This is a genomic window from Ornithinimicrobium faecis, assembly GCF_023923225.1.
GTDB lineage: Bacteria > Actinomycetota > Actinomycetes > Actinomycetales > Dermatophilaceae > Ornithinicoccus > Ornithinicoccus faecis.
In genome coordinates this window covers 3,760,975-3,782,056 of the sequence record NZ_CP099489.1, presented here as the reverse complement: position 1 = coordinate 3,782,056, position 21,082 = coordinate 3,760,975, and the positions used below count along the sequence as shown (strand labels likewise).

Below are 21,082 nucleotides of genomic sequence, written 5' to 3'. Positions count from 1 at the left end.
GGCTGTGGTGGGACGCTGAGCTGCCCGCCCAGCCACTAGGGTGACTGCTGTGCCAACGACGCCACTTGTGACCCCAGCCGACATCGACGCAGCCCGCGACCTCCTGGCCGACGTCATGCACCCGACGCCCATGGAGTTCAGCCAGGCGCTGAGCACCCTGGCCGGCACCCAGGTGCACCTGAAGTGCGAGAACATGGGCCGCGCGGGATCGTTCAAGATCCGCGGCGCCTACAACCGCATGGCAGGTCTGACCGAGGAGGAGCGAGCCCGCGGAGTGGTCGCGGCCAGCGCCGGCAACCATGCGCAGGGCGTCGCGCTCGCCGCCCAACTGCTCGGCATCGAGGCCACGGTCTTCATGCCCAACGGCGCCTCGATGCCCAAGCTGCGGGCCACCCGCGGCTATGGCGCAACGGTCGAGCAGGTCGGCTCCACCATCGACGACTGCATCGAGCGGGCGCGCGAGGTCGAGCAAGAGACCGGCGCTGTCTTCATCCCACCGTTCGACCACCCGGCGATCGTCGCCGGTCAGGGCACCTGCGGCCTGGAGATCCTCGAGCAGGTCCCGGACGTCGGGACGATCCTGGTGTGTCTCGGCGGCGGGGGACTGCTGGCCGGCATCGCCACGGCGGTCAAGGCCGTGCGACCCGACGTCAAGGTCATCGGCGTGCAGGCAGAGGAGGCCGCCGCGTGGCCAGACTCCTTGGCAGCTGGTCACCCGGTGCCGGTCGCGAAAATGACCACCATGGCCGATGGCATCGCCGTGGGCCGGCCGGGGGATGTGCCGTTCGACCTGGTGCGCGACCTGGTGGACGGCGTGGAGACGGTGGGGGAGGACGCGATCGCCCGCGCCATGCTGTTCCTGCTGGAGCGCGCCAAACTGGTCGTTGAGCCAGCCGGAGCCGCCGCGGTGGCGCACCTGATGAACCGGTCCGCAGAGGCAGGCGACGAGCCGGCCTTCGACCCGGACAAGCCCGTGGTGGCGGTGCTGTCCGGCGGCAACATCGACACGCTGCTCATGCTGCGGATCATCCGCACTGGCCTGGGCATCGCCGGGCGCTATCTGCAGTTCCGGGTCACGGTGGCGGACCGTCCTGGCTCCCTCTCGGGGCTGCTCGCCCTGCTGGCCCAGGAGCGAGCCAATGTCCTGGAGGTGCAGCACGGGCGGACCACAGCCTCGCTGCACGTGCACCAGGTGCAGATCGGCGTCACCGTGGAGACCGACGGGCAGGAGCACTCCAAGCGGGTCGTGGACTGCCTCACCGAACATGGATACCGCCCCGTGCTGGCCGACTGAGTCGGCCGCACGAGGCGGTATCGGAAGTGCTTGGTCAGCTGGAGTAGGGCGTCGCGGAGATGACCTTGACGTCGATGCTCTTGCCGTTGGGGGCGTTGAAGGTGACGTCGTCACCGGGAACGTGGCCCAGGATCGCAGCGCCCATGGGGGACTTCTCGCTGTAGACGGTCAGGGACTCACCCTCGTCCATGATCTCGCGGCTGCCGAGCAGGAACTTCTCCTGGTCGCCGAACATCTCGACGGTCACAATCATGCCGGGCTCGACGACACCATCGTCCTTCGGCGCCTCGCCGATGTCGACGTTCTGGAGCAACTGCTCAAGCTGGCGGATGCGGGCCTCCATCTTGCCCTGCTCCTCCTTGGCGGCGTGATAGCCGCCGTTCTCCTTGAGGTCGCCCTCCTCGCGGGCCTCCTCGATGCGCTGGGAGATCTCGCTGCGGCCTTCACCCTTCAGGGTGGCCAGCTCCGCCTGGAGGCGGGCGTGTGCTTCCGGCGTCAGGTAGGTAGCCGTCTGCTTCGTGGTCGTGTCGGTCACTTCAGTCACTCCTCGGGTCACGCGCCAGGGCTAGGGTCACGCAGTGCGGGCCCCTGTCACGATCAAACAGTGAGGTCCGGGCGATGGAGATTGCCTGGGAGTCTGTTCCCCAGGGAGTCCGGCCCGGACCTTCGCGAACCCCAAGTCTAACAAGGAAACGCCTGGTGACCACATGAAAAGGTCACGATCGGGTCACGAGTATGCCGAGGGGCCAGCAGTCCTGAAGGCCCAGCGGGCCGCTTCTCCCGTCAGTTGGTGTCGGCGTAGGTGCAGGTGTCGACGTAACCGCTGACGGCACGGGACGCCGTGCGCAGCGGCTCGATGTGCCGACTCGGTGACTCATCGGTGGGAGGCACCGTGACCTGCCCTGTCCCGACGCGGCCGTGGTGCTCGTCCAGGGCGTGCAGGTCGCACACGACCGCCTGGCTGGAGTCCCGACGCAGGTCGAAGCGGATGTCGATCTGCTCGTCGGAGATGACATCGAAGCCGGTGTTGACCCAGTGGACCTTGCCGCTGGTCGCGGCGATGCCGAACCAGATGGCAAGTGCCGTCATCGCGGCCACCCCGATGGTCCCGACGATCCACCAGGTGCGGTTGCTGGTTCTCGTCGGGCTTGTCGGGCTGGTTGTGCTCACAGGTGGTGCTCCGTTTAGATGCGTGCCGCGATATTGGTGAAGGTCCCGCGCCCCGAAGGTGAGAGGATAGGTGACTGTGTCGCGCAGGGGCGCGACTCCATTGTCCGCCACACCAGAACACGAGGAGCGCAGGGTGTCCCAGGAGCTTCGCCTCATGGCCGTCCACGCACACCCGGACGACGAGTCCAGCAAGGGTGCCGCCACCACCGCAAAGTATGTCGCCGACGGCGTCGAGGTGATGGTCGTCTCCTGCACCGGCGGCGAGCGCGGCGACGTCCTCAACGAACGACTCAAGGGCGACCCCCACATCGAGCGGGACCTGGCGCAGGTCCGCCGTGACGAGATGGCAGCCGCCGCGAAGATCCTCGGGGTGCAGCACACCTGGCTGGGGTTCGTGGACTCTGGTCTGCCGGAGGGCGATCCGCTGCCCCCGCTGCCCGAGGGCTGCTTTGCGCTCGAGCCGCTCGAGGTCACTGCCGAGGCGTTGGTGCGGGTCATCCGTGAGTTCCGCCCCCACGTCATCACGACCTACGACGAGAATGGCGGCTATCCCCACCCCGACCACATCATGACCCACACCGTGTCGATGGCGGCCTTCCACGCCGCCGGTGACCCCGCGGCATACCCGCATGCAGGTGAGCCGTGGCAGCCGCAGAAGGTCTATTTCTCCGGTTGGTCCATCCGGCGGATCTCGGCGATCCACGAGGCGATGCTGGCCGAGGGGCTCGAGTCGCCCTATGAGGACTGGATGACCGGCATGCGCAAGCGCGCCGAGCGCGACATCCAGACCCACGTGGAGTGCGCGCAGTTCTTCCCGGCCCGCGACGACGCGCTGCGTGCCCACGCCACCCAGGTCGACCCCGACGGGTTCTGGTTCAAGGTGCCGATGGAGCTGCAGCAGCGGGTCCACCCCACGGAGGACTGGGAGCTGGCGTTCTCGCTGCTCGAGCCGACCCTCCCCGAGGATGACCTGTTTGCCGGCCTGCGAGACGTGGACGCCGACGCCGTCTGCCGGCAGGCCCCCGAGCGGGACGCTGACGGAGAGGTCGTGGCGGTGTATCGCTCGGTCCCCCCGTCCCCTGAGGACGAGGACGGCGACGGCGTCGACGACGCACGCCAGACCGAGGACCTGGACGACGAGATCACCGAGGTCGAGGGCCACCATGACCGTGACAGTGACGACGACCGTGATGGTGGCTCCGAGGGTGACCGCGGCACCGAGCAGGCCTCGTGAACGGCACCGGTGTCGAGATCACCGCAGGCCTGGGCGGCTTCCTGGCGGTGTTCTTCCTCGCGTGCGTCGTGATCCTGCTCGGCTTTGACCTCAACAAGCGACTCCGCCGACTCAACCACCAGGAGGAGCTGCGACTGGAGGAGGAGCGTCTCAACCAGGAGCGCCGCGCCCGCGAGGCCGGCGAGGGGGACACTGGTGCACCGGGCGAGGGCCCGACCGCCGAGGGCCCCGTTGGCGAGGGCCCGACCGTTGATGGCCCCGTTGGCGAGGTCCGCGGGGGAGACGACGGCAGGGCAGGCGACCGCCCCTCCAGCTGACAACGGGCGTGCACCCAGACAGGCAATGTGGGCCCGGCGGCCAGCTGACGACGCTCTGACCTGCAGCGATGCCAGGGAGGGTTGGACGTTGCCTGTTTGAATGCTCGCTGCGGCAGGAGCCAGCCGGCGGCAGGGCGGCACGCGGGTGCAGCGGCAGGGCGACAGGGCGACAGGTGCCGCTCAAAGGGGTCAGCCGGCGGCTGCGGGGATCGCGCCGTAGACGGAGAAGGACACCGCGATGTAGTGCGCCGCGAAGGCCACGACCGTGAACGCGTGGAAGATCTCGTGGAAGCCGAACCAGCGCGGTGACGGGTTGGGGCGCTTGGTGCCATAGACCACCGCGCCGAGGGTGTAGAGCAACCCGCCAGCAGCGATCAGGGCGACCACCACCGCGCCACCGTTGCGCCAGAAGCCGGGCACGTAGAAGATCGCCACCCAGCCCAGCGCCACATAGACCGGGGTGTAGAGCCAGCGCGGGGCGCCCACCCAGAACACTCGGAAGAGCACCCCGAGCACGGCGCCTCCCCACGCCAACCACAACAGGGTGCGACCCTGGCCCTCCGGCAGCAGCAGCACCGCGAAGGGCGTGTAGGTGCCGGCGATGATCAGGAAGATGTTGGCGTGGTCCAGCCGCTTGAGCACGCGGCTCGTGCGGTCGCTGAAGTGGCCGGACCCACGGTGATAGATCGCCGAGGTCCCGAACAGCAGCACGGCCGTGATCGCGAAGATCGCCGAGGCGATGCGCGCGCTCGTGGTGGGCGCGAGGGCCACCAGCACGATGCCGGCCGCCAGGGCCAGCGGGGTGGTGCCCAGGTGCAGCCAGCCGCGCAGCTTGGGTTTGATCGCTGCGACGGCTTCCTTGGCGTTCTCCCGGACCGTGTCAGCGGTCTCGCGGACGTCCTGCATCGCGGACTCCGCCCGGTGCCGGGTGGTTCGTGCGGGGCTGTCTTCCATAGGCACCAGCGTAACCTACGTTGCCGTAAGTTACGAAGGGGTAACTTGACGGCGGTCCGTGATGGGCCAGGGATCCCACCCGCGTGCAGCCACCACGGGCGAGTAGGTTTGCCGCTATGCGCTCTCCCCGCGACCTCCTCTATCGCGCGTACAACCGATCGCTGACCAAGAGCCTCCCGGCCGACCGGCTGCCGCGGCACGTCGGAGTGATGCTGGACGGCAATCGTCGGTGGGCCAAGTTGCGGGGGGCCGACACGGCCCACGGGCACCGCGCGGGGGCGGACAACATCAGGCCGCTGCTGGGCTGGTGCGAGGAGGCCGGCGTCGAGGTGGTCACCCTCTGGCTGCTCTCGACCGACAACCTGCGCCGTGACGCGCGCGAGGTCGAGCCGCTGCTGCGCATCATCCAGGACGTCGTCACCGAGCTCGCCGACGGGCGCCAGTGGCGGATCAACCTGGTCGGCGCAGCGCACCTGCTGCCCTCCGACACCGTGCAGGTCCTGCGGGCGGCCGTGGACCGCACCGCCGACGTCGACGGCATGGTGGTCAACGTGGCCATCGGCTATGGCGGGCGCCAGGAGATTGCCGACGCCGTGCGCTCCCTGCTGGCCGAGGCGGCCGAGCGGGGCACCACGCTGGAGGAGCTCTCCACCGCCCTCGAGGTCGAGGACATCGCCGAGCACCTCTACACCAAGGGCCAGCCGGACCCGGACCTGGTGATCCGCACCAGTGGCGAGCAGCGCCTGGGTGGTTTCCTGCTCTGGCAGAGCGCGCACAGCGAGTTCTACTTCTGTGAGGCCTACTGGCCCGACTTCCGCAAGGTCGACTTCCTGCGTGCCCTGCGGGCCTACGCCGAGCGGGAGCGCCGCTTCGGAGGGTGACCCCTCCGCATACCCCGTCTGGTGGTTGGCCGGGCTCGAGGCCGTATGCCGACACCTGGCCAGGTGCCCCCGTGCCGGTTTCCTTGGGGCAGTGGGCAACAGGCGCCGCGGCGGTCAGGTGCCGCGCAGGTGACCCGCGGGTGAACCGTCGGCGACGAGGAGTCGGACCTTTGCGCCACGCCGCCAGAATGGTGTGTCGGACGAGGAAGTCGGCCTAACGTCGGACGTGACGCAGGACACCCGTCCTCGTCCGGGAGGCCAACCAGATGGAGCGACTGCTCTGGGCGGGGGGCCGGCACCGGCACCTCGACCACCTGGTCAGGGCCTGGTCCCGGTCAGCCCACCGCCACCACGCGTAGCGCTAGCGCGCGTGTCAGGGAGAGTCGACATGGCAACCACCACCAGCCGATCCGCTGCCCGTTCCACGCGCGCCCGTTCGTCCAGCGAGGTCTCCACCAAGACCTATGTCCTGGACACCTCGGTCCTGCTGTCCGATCCACGGGCACTGCTGCGCTTCGCCGAGCACCAGGTCGTCCTGCCGATCGTGGTCATCACCGAGCTGGAGGCCAAACGGCACCACGCAGAGCTGGGCTATTTCGCCCGGGAGGCCCTGCGCCTGCTGGATGACCTCCGGGTCCAGCACGGCGGACTGAACCAGCCGGTGCCGGTCGGCGACGCCGGCGGCACGCTGCGCGTCGAGCTCAACCACACTGACCCGTCGTCTCTGCCGGCCGGGTTTCGCCTGGGGGACAACGACTCACGCATCCTGGCTGTCGCGTGCAACTTCTCCGGTGAGGGTCATGACGTCACCGTGGTCAGCAAGGACCTGCCGATGCGGGTCAAGGCCTCGGCGTGCGGTCTGGACGCCCAGGAATATCGCGCCGAGCTGGCGGTCGACTCCGGGTGGACCGGCATGGCCGAGCTCGAGGTCGACGACGCGCAGATGGCCACGCTGTATGAGGGCGGGCGGCTCGAGCACGAGGGTGCCAAGGACCTGCTGGTCCACACCGGGCTCACGGTGCTAGGCCCCTCCGGCAGCGCTCTGGCCAGGGTCGCACCGGACCACGCGGTCAAGCTGGTGCGCGGTGACAAGGACGCCTTCGGTCTGCATGGCCGGTCGGCGGAGCAGCGGATCGCGCTCGACCTGCTGCTGGACCCCGATGTCGGCATCCTGTCCCTCGGTGGCCGGGCCGGCACCGGCAAGTCGGCCCTGGCCCTGTGCGCCGGGCTCGAGGCCGTCATGGAGCGCCGCCAGCACCGCAAGGTCGTCGTCTTCCGCCCGCTCTATCCCGTGGGGGGCCAGGAGTTGGGCTATCTGCCCGGCAGTGAGAACGAAAAGATGGGGCCGTGGGCGCAGGCCGTCTTCGACACCCTCGGCGCCGTGGTCTCCAAGGAGGTCGTCGAGGAGATCATCGACCGCGACATGCTCGAGGTGCTCCCGCTGACGCACATCCGCGGCCGCTCCCTGCACGACGCCTTCGTCATCGTGGACGAGGCGCAGTCCCTGGAGCGCAATGTGTTGCTGACGGTCCTCTCGCGCGTCGGCCAGAACTCGCGGGTCGTGCTCACCCACGATGTCGCCCAGCGCGACAACCTGCGGGTCGGGCGACACGACGGAGTCGCGGCCGTGATCGAGACGCTCAAGGGGCACCCGCTGTTCGCCCACGTCACGCTGCACCGCAGCGAGCGCAGCCCGATCGCGGCCCTGGTCACCGATCTCCTCGAGGGCGGCGAGCAACTGCCCTGACCTGCACAAAGTCCCACTATCACCACCAGTCCCAGGAGTCACAGAAGGCGGCTCCTGGGACTGTGTGACGTTGGCCACGGAACGGGTCATGAGTTTGCGCACTGTTGACTTTTCCTGTCACGGTGGATGCTTCAACATCACGAATTCATAACGCTCGTGACCGTGTCCCCCTGCTGTTCCCCGCAGCTGACGGTGCCCGGGCGTGGAGGTTACCCCTGTGTCCAACGCCCCTGAGATCACTGTGCTCCCCGACAGCGACGAGACCAATGGCCGTCACCGCAAGCGCCTGCACCGCGGTGCCACTGCCGTGACTGCCGTCATCGCGGCCGGTGCTGTCGCCATGGCGACCTACGCCGGCATGCCCACGACTCCGTCGATGGACACCAGCGGCATCGCCAACAGCATCAGCAAGGTCAGCCCCTTCGTCGGTGACACCGCCGTGCAGAACATCGCCGACAGCCGGGAGTCCTCGCTGACCGAGGCCGTCGCCGCCGTCGAGGAGCAGATGGCTGCCAGCAACATGAACTTCTCCGCCTGGAGTGCCCGCAAGGGCGGCGACGCGGCGATCGAGCGCTCCGGTGAGATCGCTGCCGAGCGCGCTGCGGCCGAGCAGGCCGCCGCTGAGCAGGCTGCTGCAGAGCAGGCTGCCGCTGATCGCCGCGCGGAGGAGGAGGCTGCTGCGGCCTCGCGCTCGGAGGAGCGTGAGCAGGCCCCCGCCGAGGAGGCTGCCCCCGAGCCTGAGCCCGAGCCCGCTCCGCCGGTGTCCTCCGGGTCCCCGCGCGACATCGCCGCCGGCATGCTCGGCAACTATGGCTGGGGCCAGGACCAGTTCGGCTGCCTCAACTCGCTGTGGAACCGCGAGAGCGGCTGGAACACCTACGCCCAGAACCCGTCCTCCGGTGCCTATGGCATCCCGCAGTCCCTGCCGGCGAGCAAGATGGCCAGTGCCGGCGCCGACTACCGGACCAACCCGGCCACCCAGATCCGCTGGGGACTCGGCTACATCCAGGGCCGCTACGGCAGCCCCTGTGGCGCCTGGGCCCACTCCCAGTCCGTCGGCTGGTACTGAGCCGCCGACCACACGACATACAGCAGACCCCGGTCACCCACGCAGGGTGGCCGGGGTCTGTCGTTGCCCTGCGCCGTTGGCGCTCGGGCTGCGTGCTTGCGGGCCGGTGGAGCACACTGGAGCCATGAGCACCAACACCAGTCCCACCCCCGGCCAGGACACCCCGATGCGCACCGAGCACGACTCGATGGGGGAGGTGCAGGTCCCGGCAGATGCGCTGTATGCCGCACAGACGGCTCGGGCGGTGGAGAACTTCCCGATCTCCGGGCAGCCCGTGCCCGCGGCCATCGTGCACGCCCTGGCGCTGATCAAGTCCGCGGCCGCGGGCGTCAACGCCGAGCTGGGGGTGCTGGACGGCGTGCGGGCCGAGGCGATCAGTGCTGCCGCCGACGCGGTGGCCGCGGGCGAGCACGACGGGCACTTCCCGATCGACGTCTATCAGACCGGCTCGGGCACCTCCACGAACATGAACGTCAACGAGGTGGTCGCCACCCTGGCCAACCAGGCACTGGGTGGTGAGCCGGTCGTGCACCCGAACGACCACGTCAACGCGGGGCAGTCCAGCAACGACACCTTCCCCTCTGCCATCCGGGTCGCCGGGGTGCGGCTGGTGCACGACGAGCTGTTGCCCGCCCTGGAGCACCTCGAGCAGGCGCTCGCCGCCAAGAGCGACGAGTTTGCCGACGTGGTGAAGGCCGGGCGCACCCACCTGATGGACGCGGTGCCGGTCACGCTCGGTCAGGAGTTCGGCGGCTATGCCCGGCAGATCGCGCTCGGTCGCCAGCGCGTCACCGAGACGGCCGGACCCGCTGCTGAGTTGCCACTGGGCGGCACGGCCGCAGGCACCGGCATCAACGCCCACCCGCAGTTCGCTCCGCAGGTGATCGCCGAGGTCGCTGCCCGAACCGGCGTGGAGTTCACCGAGGCGAGCGACCACTTCGAGGCGCAGTCGACGCAGGACGCCCTAGTGGCGCTGAGCGGGTCACTGCGCGTCGTGGCGGTCTCGCTCACCAAGATCTGCAACGACCTGCGCTGGATGGGCTCCGGCCCGCGCGCCGGCCTGCAGGAGGTCCAGCTCCCGGACCTGCAGCCCGGCTCCTCGATCATGCCGGGCAAGGTCAACCCGGTCCTGCCCGAGGCCACGCTCATGGTCTGCGCGCGCGTGATCGGCAACGACACCACGATGACGGTGGGGGGAGCCAGCGGCACCTTCGAGCTCAACGTGATGCTGCCGGTGATGGGGCAGGCGCTGGTGGAGTCGATCACGCTGCTGGCCAACTCCTCCCGGCTGCTGGCCGACCGGTGCGTCAGTGGCATCGTGGCCAACGTCGAGCACAACCGGGAGCTCGCTGAGAGTTCGAGCGCCATCGTGACCCCGCTCAACAAGTACATCGGCTATGAGGCCGCAGCGGCCGTGGCCAAGCAGTCCCTGGCCAACCGCCAGACGATCCGCGAGGTCGTCCTCGAGCGCGGGCACGTGGAGAAGGGGGAGCTGACCGAGGAGCAGCTCGACGCAGCCCTCGACGTGCTCGCGATGACCCGCCCACCCCAACCCTGACCGGGTCCCACAACCCCGACCGGGCGCGTGGGCGGCGACTCTCAGAGGTGACCGAGCGCGTGGCTGGCGACTCTCAGAGGTGACCGGGCGCGTGGCCGGCGACTCTCAGAGGTGACCGGGCGCGCCGTCGGGCGCCACGGCATACGAGATGGGGTCAGAGGCGGCGCAGCCGCACCCGGTTGACCGCGTGGTCCTCGCCCTTGCTCAGCACGAGGGTGGCGCGGCCGCGGGTCGGCAGGATGTTCTCGACGAGGTTTGGCGCGTTGATGGCGTCCCAGATGCTCTCTGCCATGTCCTCTGCCGCGTCGTCATCGAGGCTGGCATAGCGGCGGAAGAAGGACTCGGGCTGGCTGAAGGCGGTGTGCCGCAGCTCCTGGAAGCGATCGACATACCACTTCTTGATCAGGTCCTGCTTGGCGTCGACATAGACGGAGAAGTCGAAGAAGTCCGACACCGACAGCCCCGTGCGGCCGTCACTGTGCTGGCGGGGCGGCTGCAGCACGTTGAGCCCCTCGACGATGAGCACGTCGGGGCGGCGCACCACCACCTCCTGGCCGGGGACGATGTCATAGGTCAGGTGGGAGTAGACCGGCGCCCGCACCTCCGGCTTGCCGGACTTGACCTCCATGACGAACCGGAGCAGGGCTCGGCGGTCATAGCTCTCCGGATAACCCTTGCGGGCCATCAGGTTGCGCTCGTTGAGCACCTTGTTGGGATAGAGGAAGCCGTCGGTGGTGACCAGCTCGACGGTCGGCTCGGACTCCCAGCGCTGGATCAGGGCCTGCAGGATGCGGGCCGTCGTCGACTTGCCGACCGCGACCGACCCGGCGACCCCGATCACGAACGGTGTGCGCTCGCGACGCTCGCCGAGGAAGTCGCTGGTGACCTGGTGCAACTGCTCGGTCTCACGCTCATAAAAGGACAGCAACCGGGACAGCGGCAGATAGACCTGCTCGATCTCCTCCATGTCGAGGCGCTCGCCGAGACCGCGCAACCGGGTGATGTCCTCGTGGGACAGCAGCATCGGGTGTTGATCACGCAGCGCCGCCCATCCCGCCCGGTCGAGCTCGACGTAGGGGGAGTGCAAGGCGGCGCCGTTGGAAGCCATGCGTGACATTCTGCACGGCGCCGTCACCGCCCGTTCATGCGGTTCACCCGGCCCGCACAGATTAGGCTGCTCCCCATGTGTGGAATCGTGGGCTATGTCGGCCCGGACAGCAGTGGCAAGGCCCTCGAGGTCGTCATGGACGGACTGACCCGTCTGGAGTATCGCGGCTATGACTCCGCTGGGGTCGCGCTGGTGGGTGACGGTGAGATTGTGGGGGCCAAACGCGCCGGCAAGCTGACCAACCTGACCAGCGCTCTGGCGGAGCAGCCGCTGCCGAACACCACGACCGCGATCGGGCACACCCGGTGGGCGACCCACGGCGGGCCGACCAACGAGAACGCCCACCCGCACCGCGGTGGCACGGACCGCAAGCTGGCCCTGGTCCACAACGGCATCATCGAGAACTTCCACAGCCTGCGCAAGCAGCTCCTCGCCGAGGGTGTCGAGTTCTCCTCCGAGACCGACACGGAGGTCGTCGCGCACCTGGTCTCCCGCGCCTACGACCAGGCCGGGGACCTGACCGACGCCATGCGCGAGGTCGTCAACACCCTGCACGGCGCCTTCACCCTGCTGGCCGTGCACGCGGACCAGCCGGACCGGGTCGTCGGCGCGCGGCGCAACTCCCCGCTGGTGGTCGGGCTGGGCGAGGGCGAGAACTTCCTCGGCTCCGACGTCGCGGCCTTCATCGGCTACACCCGCCACGCTCTCGAGCTCGGGCAGGACCAGATCGTCACGATCACCCCCGACAGCTACACCGTCATCAACTTCGACGGCACCCCCAGCGACGGCAAGGCCTATGAGGTGACCTGGGACGCCGCCGCTGCCGAGAAGGGTGGCTTCGACACCTTCATGGAGAAGGAGATCCACGACCAGCCGCACGCCGTCGCCGACACCCTCCTGGGGCGCACCGACGAGACCGGCAGCCTGGTCCTGGACGAGATGGGCATGTCCGAGGAGGACCTGCGCGCCATCGACAAGATGGTCATCGTTGCCTGCGGCACCGCGGCGTATGCCGGCATGGTCGCCAAGTATGCGATCGAGCGGTGGGCGCGGATCCCGGTGGAAGTGGAACTCGCCCATGAGTTCAGGTATCGCGACCCCGTCATCGACGAGAAGACCCTGGTGGTCTCGATCAGCCAGTCGGGCGAGACGATGGACACCCTGATGGCCGTCCGGCACGCCAAGGAGCTCGGCGCCCGCACCATCTCCATCTGCAACACGCACGGCTCCACGATCCCGCGCGAGTCTGACGGCGTGCTCTACACCCACGCCGGCCCGGAGATCGCGGTCGCCTCGACCAAGGCCTTCCTGGCCCAGATCACCGCGAGCTACATCCTCGGCCTCTATCTCGTGCAGGTGCGCCGCGACAAGCGGGAGGGCGTCGCCGAGGTGATGGCCGAGTTGCAGGCGATCCCGGCGAAGATCGAGTCCCTGCTCGAGGGCATGGACCGGGTCAAGGAGATCGCCCGCTTCATGGCTGACACCCGCGCGGTGCTCTTCCTGGGCCGTCACGTCGGTTTCCCTGTCGCGATGGAGGGTGCCCTCAAGCTCAAGGAGTTGGCCTATATCCACGCCGAGGGCTTCGCCGCCGGCGAGCTCAAGCACGGCCCGATCGCGCTGATCGAGCCGGGCCAGCCGGTCTTTGTGGTGGTCCCGTCGCCGGACTCCGAGCACGGTCTGCACGGCAAGGTGGTCTCCAACATCCAGGAGATCCGCGCCCGTGGCGCCCGCACCCTGGTCATCGCCGAGGAGGGCGACGAGGACGTGGTGCCGTTCGCCGACGAGGTCATCCGCGTCCCGCGCACCCAGGCCCTGCTGGCGCCGTTGCTGACCGTCGTGCCGCTGCAGGTCTTCGCCCTCGAGCTGTCCACGGCCAAGGGCCTGGACGTCGACCAGCCCCGCAACCTGGCCAAGTCGGTCACCGTCGAGTGAGCTGGCTCAGATGATCATCGGGGTGGGCATCGACGTGGTCGACATCGCCCGCTTCGGTGACTCCCTGGAGCGCACCCCGCGGCTGCTCGACCGGTTGTTCACCGACGAGGAGAAGTCGCTGCGGCTGCCCTCTCTCGCAGCCCGGTTCGCCGCCAAGGAGGCCCTGGCCAAGTCCCTCGGGGCGCCCGTCGGGCTGAGTTGGACCGACGCCACGGTCCGCCGCGCGGACTGGGGTCGCCCGGAGCTGGTCGTCATCGGCACGGTGCAGGCACGCGCCCAGGAGTTGGGCGTCACCTCCTTCCACGTCTCGCTGTCCCACGACGCGGGAGTCGCCTCCGCGGTCGTCATCGCCGAGGGCTGACGTGATCCGCGCCTTCGACATCCCTGCAGTCCGTGCCGCTGAGGCCGCCACCGGTGAGGCTCTGACGTCTGGCGATCTGATGCAGCGGGCCGCGAACGCCCTCGCCGTCGTGGTCCTCGCCCGGGCGAGGGAACGGCAGGCCACCTCGGTCGTGGTCCTGGTCGGCCCGGGGGACAACGGCGCAGATGCCCTGTATGCCGCAGCGCACCTGTCCGAGCACCTCCCCGTGGTCGTGGTGCAGGTGGGAGACCAGGTGCACCAGGAGGGCCTGGCCGCCGCGACCAGCGCTGGCGTGCCGCGGCTGCGGGTGGCCCGCACCCGCAAGGCGCTGACCCAGCCGGTGCGGCAGGCCCTGGACGAGGCCGATGTCGTCGTGGACGGCCTGCTCGGCATCGGGGGACGTCCGGGACTGACCGGCGCGATGGCCGGCCTGGCTGAGGCCATCCCCGAGTCTGCCCTCGTGATCGCTGTGGACCTGCCCAGTGGCGCCGACCCCGAGGGGGTGGCACCACTCGACGTCGCCGTGCACGCGGATGAGACCGTGACCTTCGGCCTGGCCAAGCCGGTCCACGTGCTGCCCGCCACGCGTCCGGCCGTCGGCCGGTTGACGGTGGTCGACATCGGGGTGGAGGAGCCAGCGGCCGCTGCGGTCGAGCAGCTCACCGGCGCAGACGTGCCCGCCCTCTGGCCGGTGCCGGGCGCCACCGACGACAAATACTCCCGCGGGGTCCTTGGCGTGATCGCTGGGGGCGCGCGCTATCCCGGAGCCGCGGTTCTCGCCGTGAGCGCGGCAGCCGAGGCCGGGGTCGGCATGGTCCGCTATGTCGGCCCCGATGCCGCGTCACAGCAGGTGCTCAATGCCGTGCCCGAGGCGGTCCCCGGTCACGGGCAGGTGCAGGCCTGGGTGATCGGACCCGGCATCCCCACCGACGAGGGCACCTCAGACGTGCGACGTCAGGTGGAGGCCTGCCGCAATGCTTTGGCCTCCGACCTGCCGGTTGTGGTTGACGCCGGAGCTCTCGACCTGATTGAGGGACCGCGCGAGGCGCCGACGCTGTTGACCCCTCACGCCGGAGAGCTCGCCCGGATGCTCAGTCGGATGGAGGTGGGGCGTGTCTTCCACCGCAACCAGATCAGCGCTGCGCCGCTGCTGCACGCGCGCCGTCTCGTCGAGCTGACCGGTGCCACCGTCCTGCTCAAGGGCGCCACCACCCTCGTGGTGTCCCCAGACGCCGACCGTCCGGTCCGCGTCCAGTCGGACGCTCCGGCCTGGTTGGCCACCGCCGGCGCGGGCGACGTGCTCGCGGGGCTGGTCGGCACCCTCGTGGCCGCCGGTCTCGACCTGCTCGACGCCGGCTCGCTCGCCGCCCTGGTGCACGGCCTGGCCGCGCACCACGCTAACCCCGGCGGTCCGGTGCGCGCGCTGGGCGTGGCCCGGGCGATCCCGTGGACCGTGGCCGACCTGCTCGGTGCCTCCGCCACCTGAGCCGCTGACCCTCTGCGACCGAGCGCGTGGTGTGGTGTCGTAGAGGCCGACCGAGCGCGTGGTGTGGTGTCGCAGAGGCCGACCGAGCGCGTGGTGTGGTGTCGCAGAGGCCGACCGAGCGCGTGGTGCGAGCCATAGCCGTCTGGCAGAGTGACGACCATGGATCAGAGACTGAGCCTGGTGACCCTGGGCGTGCGTGACCTGGACCGGGCGACCGCCTTCTATGCCGCACTGGGCTGGGAGCCTGCGGCCTCACCCGAGGGCGTGGTGTTCTTCCAGACCGGGGGCATCGTCGTCGCGCTGTGGGACCGCGCTGCCCTCGAGGTCGACTCGTGCACCGAGGACTCCGGAGGGTGGGGCGGGGTCACACTCGCCTACAACGTGAACAGCCGCGAGGAGGTCGACGAGGTGATCGAGGAGGCGCAGGCTGCCGGTGCGACCATCGGGCGGTCGGGCGGCGGCACCTTCTGGGGTGGCTATTCCGGCGTCTTCATCGACCCGGAGGGGCATCCGTGGGAGGTTGCCCACAACCCCTTCTGGAGCGTGACCGAGGACGGCCAGACGATCCTGGGCGACGGTCGGGGCTGACCGCGATCAGCCAGCAGCCACAGCCTGTGGGGTGAGCTGCCTCGCCCGCGGGATCAGCAGCGAGAACGCGGTGGCAACCAGACACAGGGCACCAGCCCCCAACCAGGCGAAGTCATAGGACCCGTGGATGTCACGGATCAGCCCCGCGCCCGTTGCTGCGACAGCGGCCCCGATCTGGTGCGAGGCGAAGACCCAGCCGAAGACCATCGGTGCCTTCTCGCCGAAGTGATGCTGGCACAGGGCCACCGTCGGGGGGACGGTCGCGACCCAGTCCAGACCGTAGAAGATGATGAACGCCCACATGCTGGGCTGCACGTCCGGGCCGAACAGCGCGGGCAGCGCCATCAGGGAGAGGCCGCGCAGGGTGTAGTAGACCGCCAGCAGGATCCGCGGGTCAATCCGGTCGGTGAGGAACCCGCTGCCGATCGTGCCGATGATGTCGACGACGCCGACGATCGCGAGGAGGCTCGCCGCAGCGGTCAACGGCATGCCGTGGTCGTGGGCGGCCGGGACAAAGTGGGTCCCCACCAGGCCATTGGTCGACGCGCCGCACACGGCAAAGCCTCCAGCCAGCAGCCAGAAGGTGCGCGTGCGCGCCGCCTCGAACAGGCTCGACAGGGCCATCGTGGCGGCGTTTCCGGTGCGAGGCGCGCGGGCCTGGGTGGGCTCGTCCTCAGTGGCGCCGAACGCCTCAAGCCCGATCTCGTGCGGGTGGTCCCGCACCGCATAGATCACCAGCGGCAGGACCAACAGTGCCGTGCCGGCCACGAACAGCGCCGGCAGGCGCCAGCCATAGTTCGTGGCCAGCCAGGCGACGGCTGGCAGGAAGATGAGTTGACCGGCGGCGCCGGCCGCGGTGAGCACGCCGCTGACCAGACCTCTGCGCGCGACGAACCAGCGGTTGACCAGGGTCGCGATGAAGGCCATGGAGATCGAGCCAGCACCGACCCCGACCAGCAGGCCCCACAGGAGCCACAGGTGCCAGACCTCGGTCATGAAGACCGTGAGCCCTCCGCCGGTTGCTAGCAGGAGGAGGGCCACCGTGAGGACCGGCCTGATCCCGAAGCGATCCATCAGGGCCGCCGCGAAGGGTGAGAACAGGCCATACAGGACCAGGTTGATCGAGACAGCCACACCGATCGTGCCGTGCGACCACCCGAACTCATCGTGCAGTGGGCCGATCAGCACGCCCGGCACCGAACGGAACCCGGCTGCTCCGACCATGGCGATGAAGCCAGCCAGGGCGACCCACCACGCTCGGTGGATGCGTGGCCGGGGGCGCGCCGGACTCGGGTGAGGCGCGCGCAGGAGGGGAGAGGACGGCATACAAGGAAGTCTGCAGTGGTGAGCGGCCGCGCACGAGTGGCGAATTGGACGATATGTGTAAACTTTCGGCCATGAGTGGTCATCGCCGTCCGCACCGTGTCCCGCACCGTGTCGTGGTGCTCTGCATCGAGCCGCTGGTCGGCTTCGACATGACGTTGGTCCCGCAGGTGCTGGAGGCCGCCCGGGACCCGCAGGGCGAGCGTTACTACGAGGTGCGCGTCGCCTCGCTCGATGGCGGCCCAGTGCGCACCCACAAGGGGTATGCCGTGGTGCCGGACCACGGCCCAGAGACTCTTCCTTGGGCCCAGACGGTGGTGATCCCGGGGATGAAGCACCCGGTGATCCGCGGTGAGGGCCGCACGACGCCGGAACTCGAGGCGGCATGGGCACTGCTCGCACCCGGCACGCGGAAGGTGTCCGTCTGCACCGGAGCCTTCGCCCTGGGCGCCCTCGGGGTGCTCGACGGGCTCCGCGCCACCACGCACTGGGAGCACGCCGAGGAGTTCCGCGCTCTGTTCCCGCAGGTTGACCTCGACCCCGACGTGCTCTTCGTGGACGAGGGTGACGTGCTGACCTCGGCGGGGCTGGGGGCGGGCATCGACCTGTGCCTGCACCTGATCCGGGCGGACTTCGGGGTCGAGGCGGCCAACAATGCGGCCCGGGGGTGCGTCGTCCCGCCCTGGCGCGAGGGTGGCCAGGCGCAGTTCATCGAGCACCCCGTGCCACCCCGCCCCGAGCAGTCGACGGCTGCCACCCGGGCCTGGGCGAGTGCCAACCTGCGCACCGTGACCCGGGTGGAGGACCTGGTCACCCACGCGCGCATGAGTGAGCGCACCCTGAGCCGCCGGTTCCGCGCCGAGACCGGGCTGTCGCCCCAGCAGTGGCTGCTGCAGGCGCGGTTGCAGCGTGCGCTGGAGCTGCTCGAGCGCACGGATCTGCCGGTGGATCGGGTGGCTGAGGAGGCCGGCTTTGGCACGGCTGCTGCGCTGCGGCACCGGATGCGGCAGGGACTGGCGACCACGCCCCAGGCTTATCGGCTGACCTTTGCCGGCCCGGCGGCGGGGCCGCGAAAAGGGCCAGTGGCCGGGCCGCGAGCAGCGGCCGTGACGGGGCGGCGAGAAGGAGCAGTGGCCGGGCCGCGAGCAGGAGCCACGGCAGGGTCCCGAAAAGAAGCGGCAGCGGTGCAGCCCGGCACCTAGGCTGGCCTTGATGGAGATCGCAACAATCGGGGCGCTGGTCGGCCTCGCCCTCGTGGACAGCACGAGTTTCGGGACCCTCGGTGTGCCCGTCTGGATGCTGGTCCAGCCACGGCTGAGGGTCAGCGCCGTGCTGACTTATCTCGGCGTGATCGCCCTGTTCTATTGGCTGCTCGGCGTCGCACTCCTGGCCGGAGCCGGCGCCCTGGTCGGCTCCGACTGGCTGGGTGATGTGATCGACTCCGGGCCGGTCCTGTGGGCCCAGCTCGCGGTGGGTGTCGCCCTGTTTGCGCTCAGCTTCTTGTTCACCAAGAAGCGCGGCGAGGCCCGCCGCGCACGCCGTGGTGACCGCCAGACCCGGATGCAGCGCTGGACCGCGCGGGCTGTGGGCCCGGATGCCACGCTCGGCACGGTGACCGGGGTGGCGCTCGCGGCCGGGCTGGTCGAGGCAGCGTCGATGCTGCCCTATCTCGCCGCCATCGGCCTGCTCACGGCATCGGGCTGGGGCGTGGCTACTGGGGCAGGCGTCCTCGTGGGCTATGTCGTCGTGATGACCCTCCCCGCCCTGTTCCTGCTCGGTCTGCGGCTGGTCGCGGCACGGCAGGCAGAGCCGGTGTTGGCCAAGCTCAACGGCTGGATGCAGCGCAACAAGGACGAGATGCTCGGCTGGGTGCTCGGCATCGTCGGCTTCCTGCTGGCGGCCGATGCCGCGAGCCGGCTGTTCGGCGACGACGCAGCCGCCGCCGGAGGCGCTGCGATTGCAACTGCCGGAGCGGCCGCCGCCCAGTTCCTTGGCTGAACCGGGCGGCGGTCCTGCTCACCCCTCGGTGACTGTGGGGCGGTTCAGCGCGCTGCAGACGGCATTCAGCGAGGCCGTGACGATGCTCGGGTGGATCCCGACGCCCCAGCGCACCTGGCCGTTGACGGCGCACTCGACATAGGCTGCGGCGTTAGCGTCGTCGCCGGCTGACATCGCGTGCTCGGAGTAGTCGAGCACCCGCACGTCGACACCCACGCCCTCGAGGGCGTGCACGAACGCCGAGACCGGGCCGTTCCCGTGCCCCTCGACCTCGTGCTCGACCCCGTCCACCGAGATGGTCGCGGTCAGCACATCCTGCTCGGTCTCACCGGACTCGTGGGTGATCGAGAAGTCCTTGATCACGACCGGGCCGGTCTGCTCCAGATATTCCTCCTGGAACTCGCTCCAGATCGCGGACGGGGACATCTCACCGCCCTCGGTGTCGGTGCGCCGCTGCACGACCTGGCTGAACTCGATCTGCATCCGCCGCGGCAGGTCCAGCTTGCGCTCGGTCTTCATCACATACGCGACGCCACCCTTGCCTGACTGGCTGTTCACCCGGATCACGGCCTCATAGGTGCGGCCCACGTCCTTGGGGTCGACCGGCAGATACGGCACCTCCCAGCGGAACTCGTCCACGGGGACACCTGCCTCCGCGGCGTCGACCTCCAGAGCCTCGAAGCCCTTCTTGATGGCGTCCTGGTGCGAGCCGGAGAACGCGGTGAAGACCAGGTCGCCGCCCCACGGGTGTCGCTCCGGCACCGGCAGCTGGTTGCAGTGCTCGACGGTGCGGCGGACCTCATCGATGCTCGAGAAGTCGATCTGCGGGTCGATGCCCTGGGTGAACAGGTTCATGCCCAGCGTCACCAGGCAGACGTTGCCGGTGCGCTCGCCGTTGCCGAACAGGCAGCCCTCGATGCGGTCCGCGCCAGCCAGATAGCCCAGCTCGGCCGCGGCCACGCCGGTGCCCCGGTCGTTGTGTGGGTGCAGGCTCAGGATGACGTTCTCGCGGTGGTTGAGGTTGCGGCCCATCCACTCGATCGAGTCGGCATACACATTCGGGGTGGCCATCTCGACGGTCGCCGGCAGGTTGATGATGACCGGCTTGTCCGGCGTCGGGACAAAGACGTCCATCACCGCGTTGCAGATCCGCGCGGCAAACTCCAGCTCGGTGCCGGTGTAGGACTCGGGGGAGTACTCGTAGAAGATCTCGGTGTCCCCGGGCAACTGCTCCTCATACTTCTTGCAGATGCGGGCGCCCTGCACCGCGATGTCGACGATCTCGTCCTCGTTGGCACGGAAGACCACGCGGCGCTGCAGCGTCGAGGTCGAGTTGTAGAGGTGCACGATGGCCTGCTTGGCCCCAGCGATCGACTCGTAGGTGCGCTCGATCAGGTGCTCGCGGGCCTGGGTCAGCACCTGGATGACGACGTCATCGGGGATCAGGTCCTCCTCGATGAGCATCCGCACGAAGTCGAAGTCGGTCTGGCTCGCGGCCGGGAACCCGACCTCGATCTCCTTGTAGCCCATGGAGACCAGCAGCTCGAACATGCGCTTCTTGCGGTCCGGGGTCATCGGGTCGATCAGGGCCTGGTTGCCGTCGCGCAGGTCGACTGCGCACCAGCGCGGGGCCGTGGTGATGGTCTTGGTCGGCCAGGTGCGGTCGGGCAGGTCAACTGCGGGGTATGCCGAGTAGCGGCTGAACGGCATCCCGCTCGGCTGCTGAGGGTTGCGTTCTGCGGCAACCGCAGGGGTGACGGCAGTGGTGGTGACGGGCGTGGTCTGGGTGGCGGTCATGCGGGCTTCCTCGCTGGGGGCTGTCGGGGTGTCCGGGACAGCAGAGACTCCGCAGCGAGGGCCGGACCTAGAAGGTCTCGCTGCGGCGACTGAGGAGGAGCATGCGTGCCATTGGGGATGACTCTAGCCGATCCGCCTGCCGCAACGTCAAGTGCCCGTCCTCGCCACCCGCCCCGCCTCCCCGGTTGCCAAGTGCCCGCCCTCGCCACCCGCCCCGCCTCCCCTGTTGCCAAGTGCCCGCCCTCGCCACCCGCCCCGCCTCCCC

19 protein-coding genes are annotated in these 21,082 nt (G+C 69.5%); 13 read left to right on the top strand and 6 right to left on the bottom strand.

Annotated elements, in window-relative coordinates:
- Nucleotides 1-49: 49 nt before the first annotated feature.
- On the top strand, nucleotides 50-1,294 hold the full coding sequence (gene ilvA / locus NF556_RS17585) for a threonine ammonia-lyase (RefSeq protein WP_425607049.1): 1,245 nt from the start codon (nucleotides 50-52) through the stop codon (nucleotides 1,292-1,294).
- Between the two features lie 34 nt (nucleotides 1,295-1,328).
- On the opposite strand, the gene greA is transcribed toward ilvA, so the two are convergent.
- The gene (gene greA / locus NF556_RS17580; protein WP_252592432.1) at nucleotides 1,329-1,829 is read right to left on the bottom strand and encodes a transcription elongation factor GreA; all 501 of its coding nucleotides are present in this window, start codon (nucleotides 1,827-1,829) and stop codon (nucleotides 1,329-1,331) included.
- Between the two features lie 248 nt (nucleotides 1,830-2,077).
- Complete coding sequence (locus NF556_RS17575; protein WP_252592430.1) at nucleotides 2,078-2,464, bottom strand: DUF4307 domain-containing protein; 387 nt, start codon at nucleotides 2,462-2,464, stop codon at nucleotides 2,078-2,080.
- A 133-nt stretch (nucleotides 2,465-2,597) separates the two neighbouring features.
- Between NF556_RS17575 and mca the strand changes: the two genes are divergently transcribed.
- Nucleotides 2,598-3,698, top strand: a complete 1,101-nt coding sequence (mca, locus tag NF556_RS17570) for a mycothiol conjugate amidase Mca (RefSeq protein ID WP_345780124.1) — start codon at nucleotides 2,598-2,600, stop codon at nucleotides 3,696-3,698.
- Nucleotides 3,695-4,015, top strand: a complete 321-nt coding sequence (locus NF556_RS17565; protein ID WP_252592428.1) for a hypothetical protein — start codon at nucleotides 3,695-3,697, stop codon at nucleotides 4,013-4,015. The genes mca and NF556_RS17565 overlap by 4 nt, the downstream gene beginning before the upstream one ends.
- A gap of 189 nt (nucleotides 4,016-4,204) precedes the next feature.
- Here NF556_RS17565 and trhA read toward each other — a convergent pair whose 3' ends face one another.
- Nucleotides 4,205-4,969, bottom strand: a complete 765-nt coding sequence (gene trhA / locus NF556_RS17560) for a PAQR family membrane homeostasis protein TrhA (protein WP_425606966.1) — start codon at nucleotides 4,967-4,969, stop codon at nucleotides 4,205-4,207.
- A gap of 116 nt (nucleotides 4,970-5,085) precedes the next feature.
- Here trhA and NF556_RS17555 point away from each other — a divergent pair, with 116 nt between their 5' ends.
- From NF556_RS17555 to NF556_RS17540, 4 genes are all read left to right on the top strand, one after another.
- Nucleotides 5,086-5,850, top strand: coding sequence for an isoprenyl transferase (locus tag NF556_RS17555; RefSeq protein WP_252592426.1), 765 nt, complete (start codon nucleotides 5,086-5,088; stop codon nucleotides 5,848-5,850).
- Between the two features lie 388 nt (nucleotides 5,851-6,238).
- On the top strand, nucleotides 6,239-7,597 hold the full coding sequence (phoH2, locus tag NF556_RS17550; protein ID WP_252592425.1) for an RNA 5'-3' helicase PhoH2: 1,359 nt from the start codon (nucleotides 6,239-6,241) through the stop codon (nucleotides 7,595-7,597).
- A 217-nt stretch (nucleotides 7,598-7,814) separates the two neighbouring features.
- A complete protein-coding gene (locus NF556_RS17545; RefSeq protein ID WP_252592423.1) occupies nucleotides 7,815-8,666 on the top strand; it encodes a lytic transglycosylase domain-containing protein in 852 nt (283 codons plus the stop codon).
- A gap of 124 nt (nucleotides 8,667-8,790) precedes the next feature.
- The gene (locus NF556_RS17540; RefSeq protein WP_252592421.1) at nucleotides 8,791-10,224 is read left to right on the top strand and encodes a class II fumarate hydratase; all 1,434 of its coding nucleotides are present in this window, start codon (nucleotides 8,791-8,793) and stop codon (nucleotides 10,222-10,224) included.
- A 154-nt stretch (nucleotides 10,225-10,378) separates the two neighbouring features.
- Here NF556_RS17540 and coaA read toward each other — a convergent pair whose 3' ends face one another.
- On the bottom strand, nucleotides 10,379-11,332 hold the full coding sequence (gene coaA, locus NF556_RS17535; RefSeq protein ID WP_252592419.1) for a type I pantothenate kinase: 954 nt from the start codon (nucleotides 11,330-11,332) through the stop codon (nucleotides 10,379-10,381).
- A gap of 75 nt (nucleotides 11,333-11,407) precedes the next feature.
- Here coaA and glmS point away from each other — a divergent pair, with 75 nt between their 5' ends.
- The 4 genes from glmS (at nucleotide 11,408) to NF556_RS17515 (ending at nucleotide 15,699) form a co-directional block, all read left to right on the top strand.
- A complete protein-coding gene (gene glmS / locus NF556_RS17530; protein ID WP_252592418.1) occupies nucleotides 11,408-13,264 on the top strand; it encodes a glutamine--fructose-6-phosphate transaminase (isomerizing) in 1,857 nt (618 codons plus the stop codon).
- Between the two features lie 10 nt (nucleotides 13,265-13,274).
- Nucleotides 13,275-13,625: a holo-ACP synthase gene (locus NF556_RS17525; RefSeq protein WP_252592416.1), complete on the top strand. Its 351-nt coding sequence runs from the start codon at nucleotides 13,275-13,277 to the stop codon at nucleotides 13,623-13,625.
- Between the two features lies 1 nt (nucleotide 13,626).
- Entirely contained in the window at nucleotides 13,627-15,111 is a 1,485-nt protein-coding gene (locus NF556_RS17520) for an NAD(P)H-hydrate epimerase (protein ID WP_252592414.1), read from the top strand.
- A 159-nt stretch (nucleotides 15,112-15,270) separates the two neighbouring features.
- On the top strand, nucleotides 15,271-15,699 hold the full coding sequence (locus NF556_RS17515; RefSeq protein ID WP_252592413.1) for a VOC family protein: 429 nt from the start codon (nucleotides 15,271-15,273) through the stop codon (nucleotides 15,697-15,699).
- A 6-nt stretch (nucleotides 15,700-15,705) separates the two neighbouring features.
- Here NF556_RS17515 and NF556_RS17510 read toward each other — a convergent pair whose 3' ends face one another.
- The gene (locus NF556_RS17510; RefSeq protein WP_252592411.1) at nucleotides 15,706-17,025 is read right to left on the bottom strand and encodes an MFS transporter; all 1,320 of its coding nucleotides are present in this window, start codon (nucleotides 17,023-17,025) and stop codon (nucleotides 15,706-15,708) included.
- Between the two features lie 71 nt (nucleotides 17,026-17,096).
- Here NF556_RS17510 and NF556_RS17505 point away from each other — a divergent pair, with 71 nt between their 5' ends.
- Nucleotides 17,097-18,224, top strand: a complete 1,128-nt coding sequence (locus NF556_RS17505) for a GlxA family transcriptional regulator (RefSeq protein ID WP_252592410.1) — start codon at nucleotides 17,097-17,099, stop codon at nucleotides 18,222-18,224.
- A gap of 10 nt (nucleotides 18,225-18,234) precedes the next feature.
- The gene (locus NF556_RS17500; protein ID WP_252592408.1) at nucleotides 18,235-19,020 is read left to right on the top strand and encodes a GAP family protein; all 786 of its coding nucleotides are present in this window, start codon (nucleotides 18,235-18,237) and stop codon (nucleotides 19,018-19,020) included.
- 18 nt (nucleotides 19,021-19,038) lie between these two features.
- Here NF556_RS17500 and leuA read toward each other — a convergent pair whose 3' ends face one another.
- Nucleotides 19,039-20,817 carry a 2-isopropylmalate synthase gene (leuA, locus tag NF556_RS17495; protein ID WP_425606994.1) on the bottom strand — a complete coding sequence of 593 codons (1,779 nt, stop codon included), beginning with the start codon at nucleotides 20,815-20,817 and terminating at the stop codon, nucleotides 19,039-19,041.
- Between the last annotated feature and the right edge of the window lie 265 nt (nucleotides 20,818-21,082).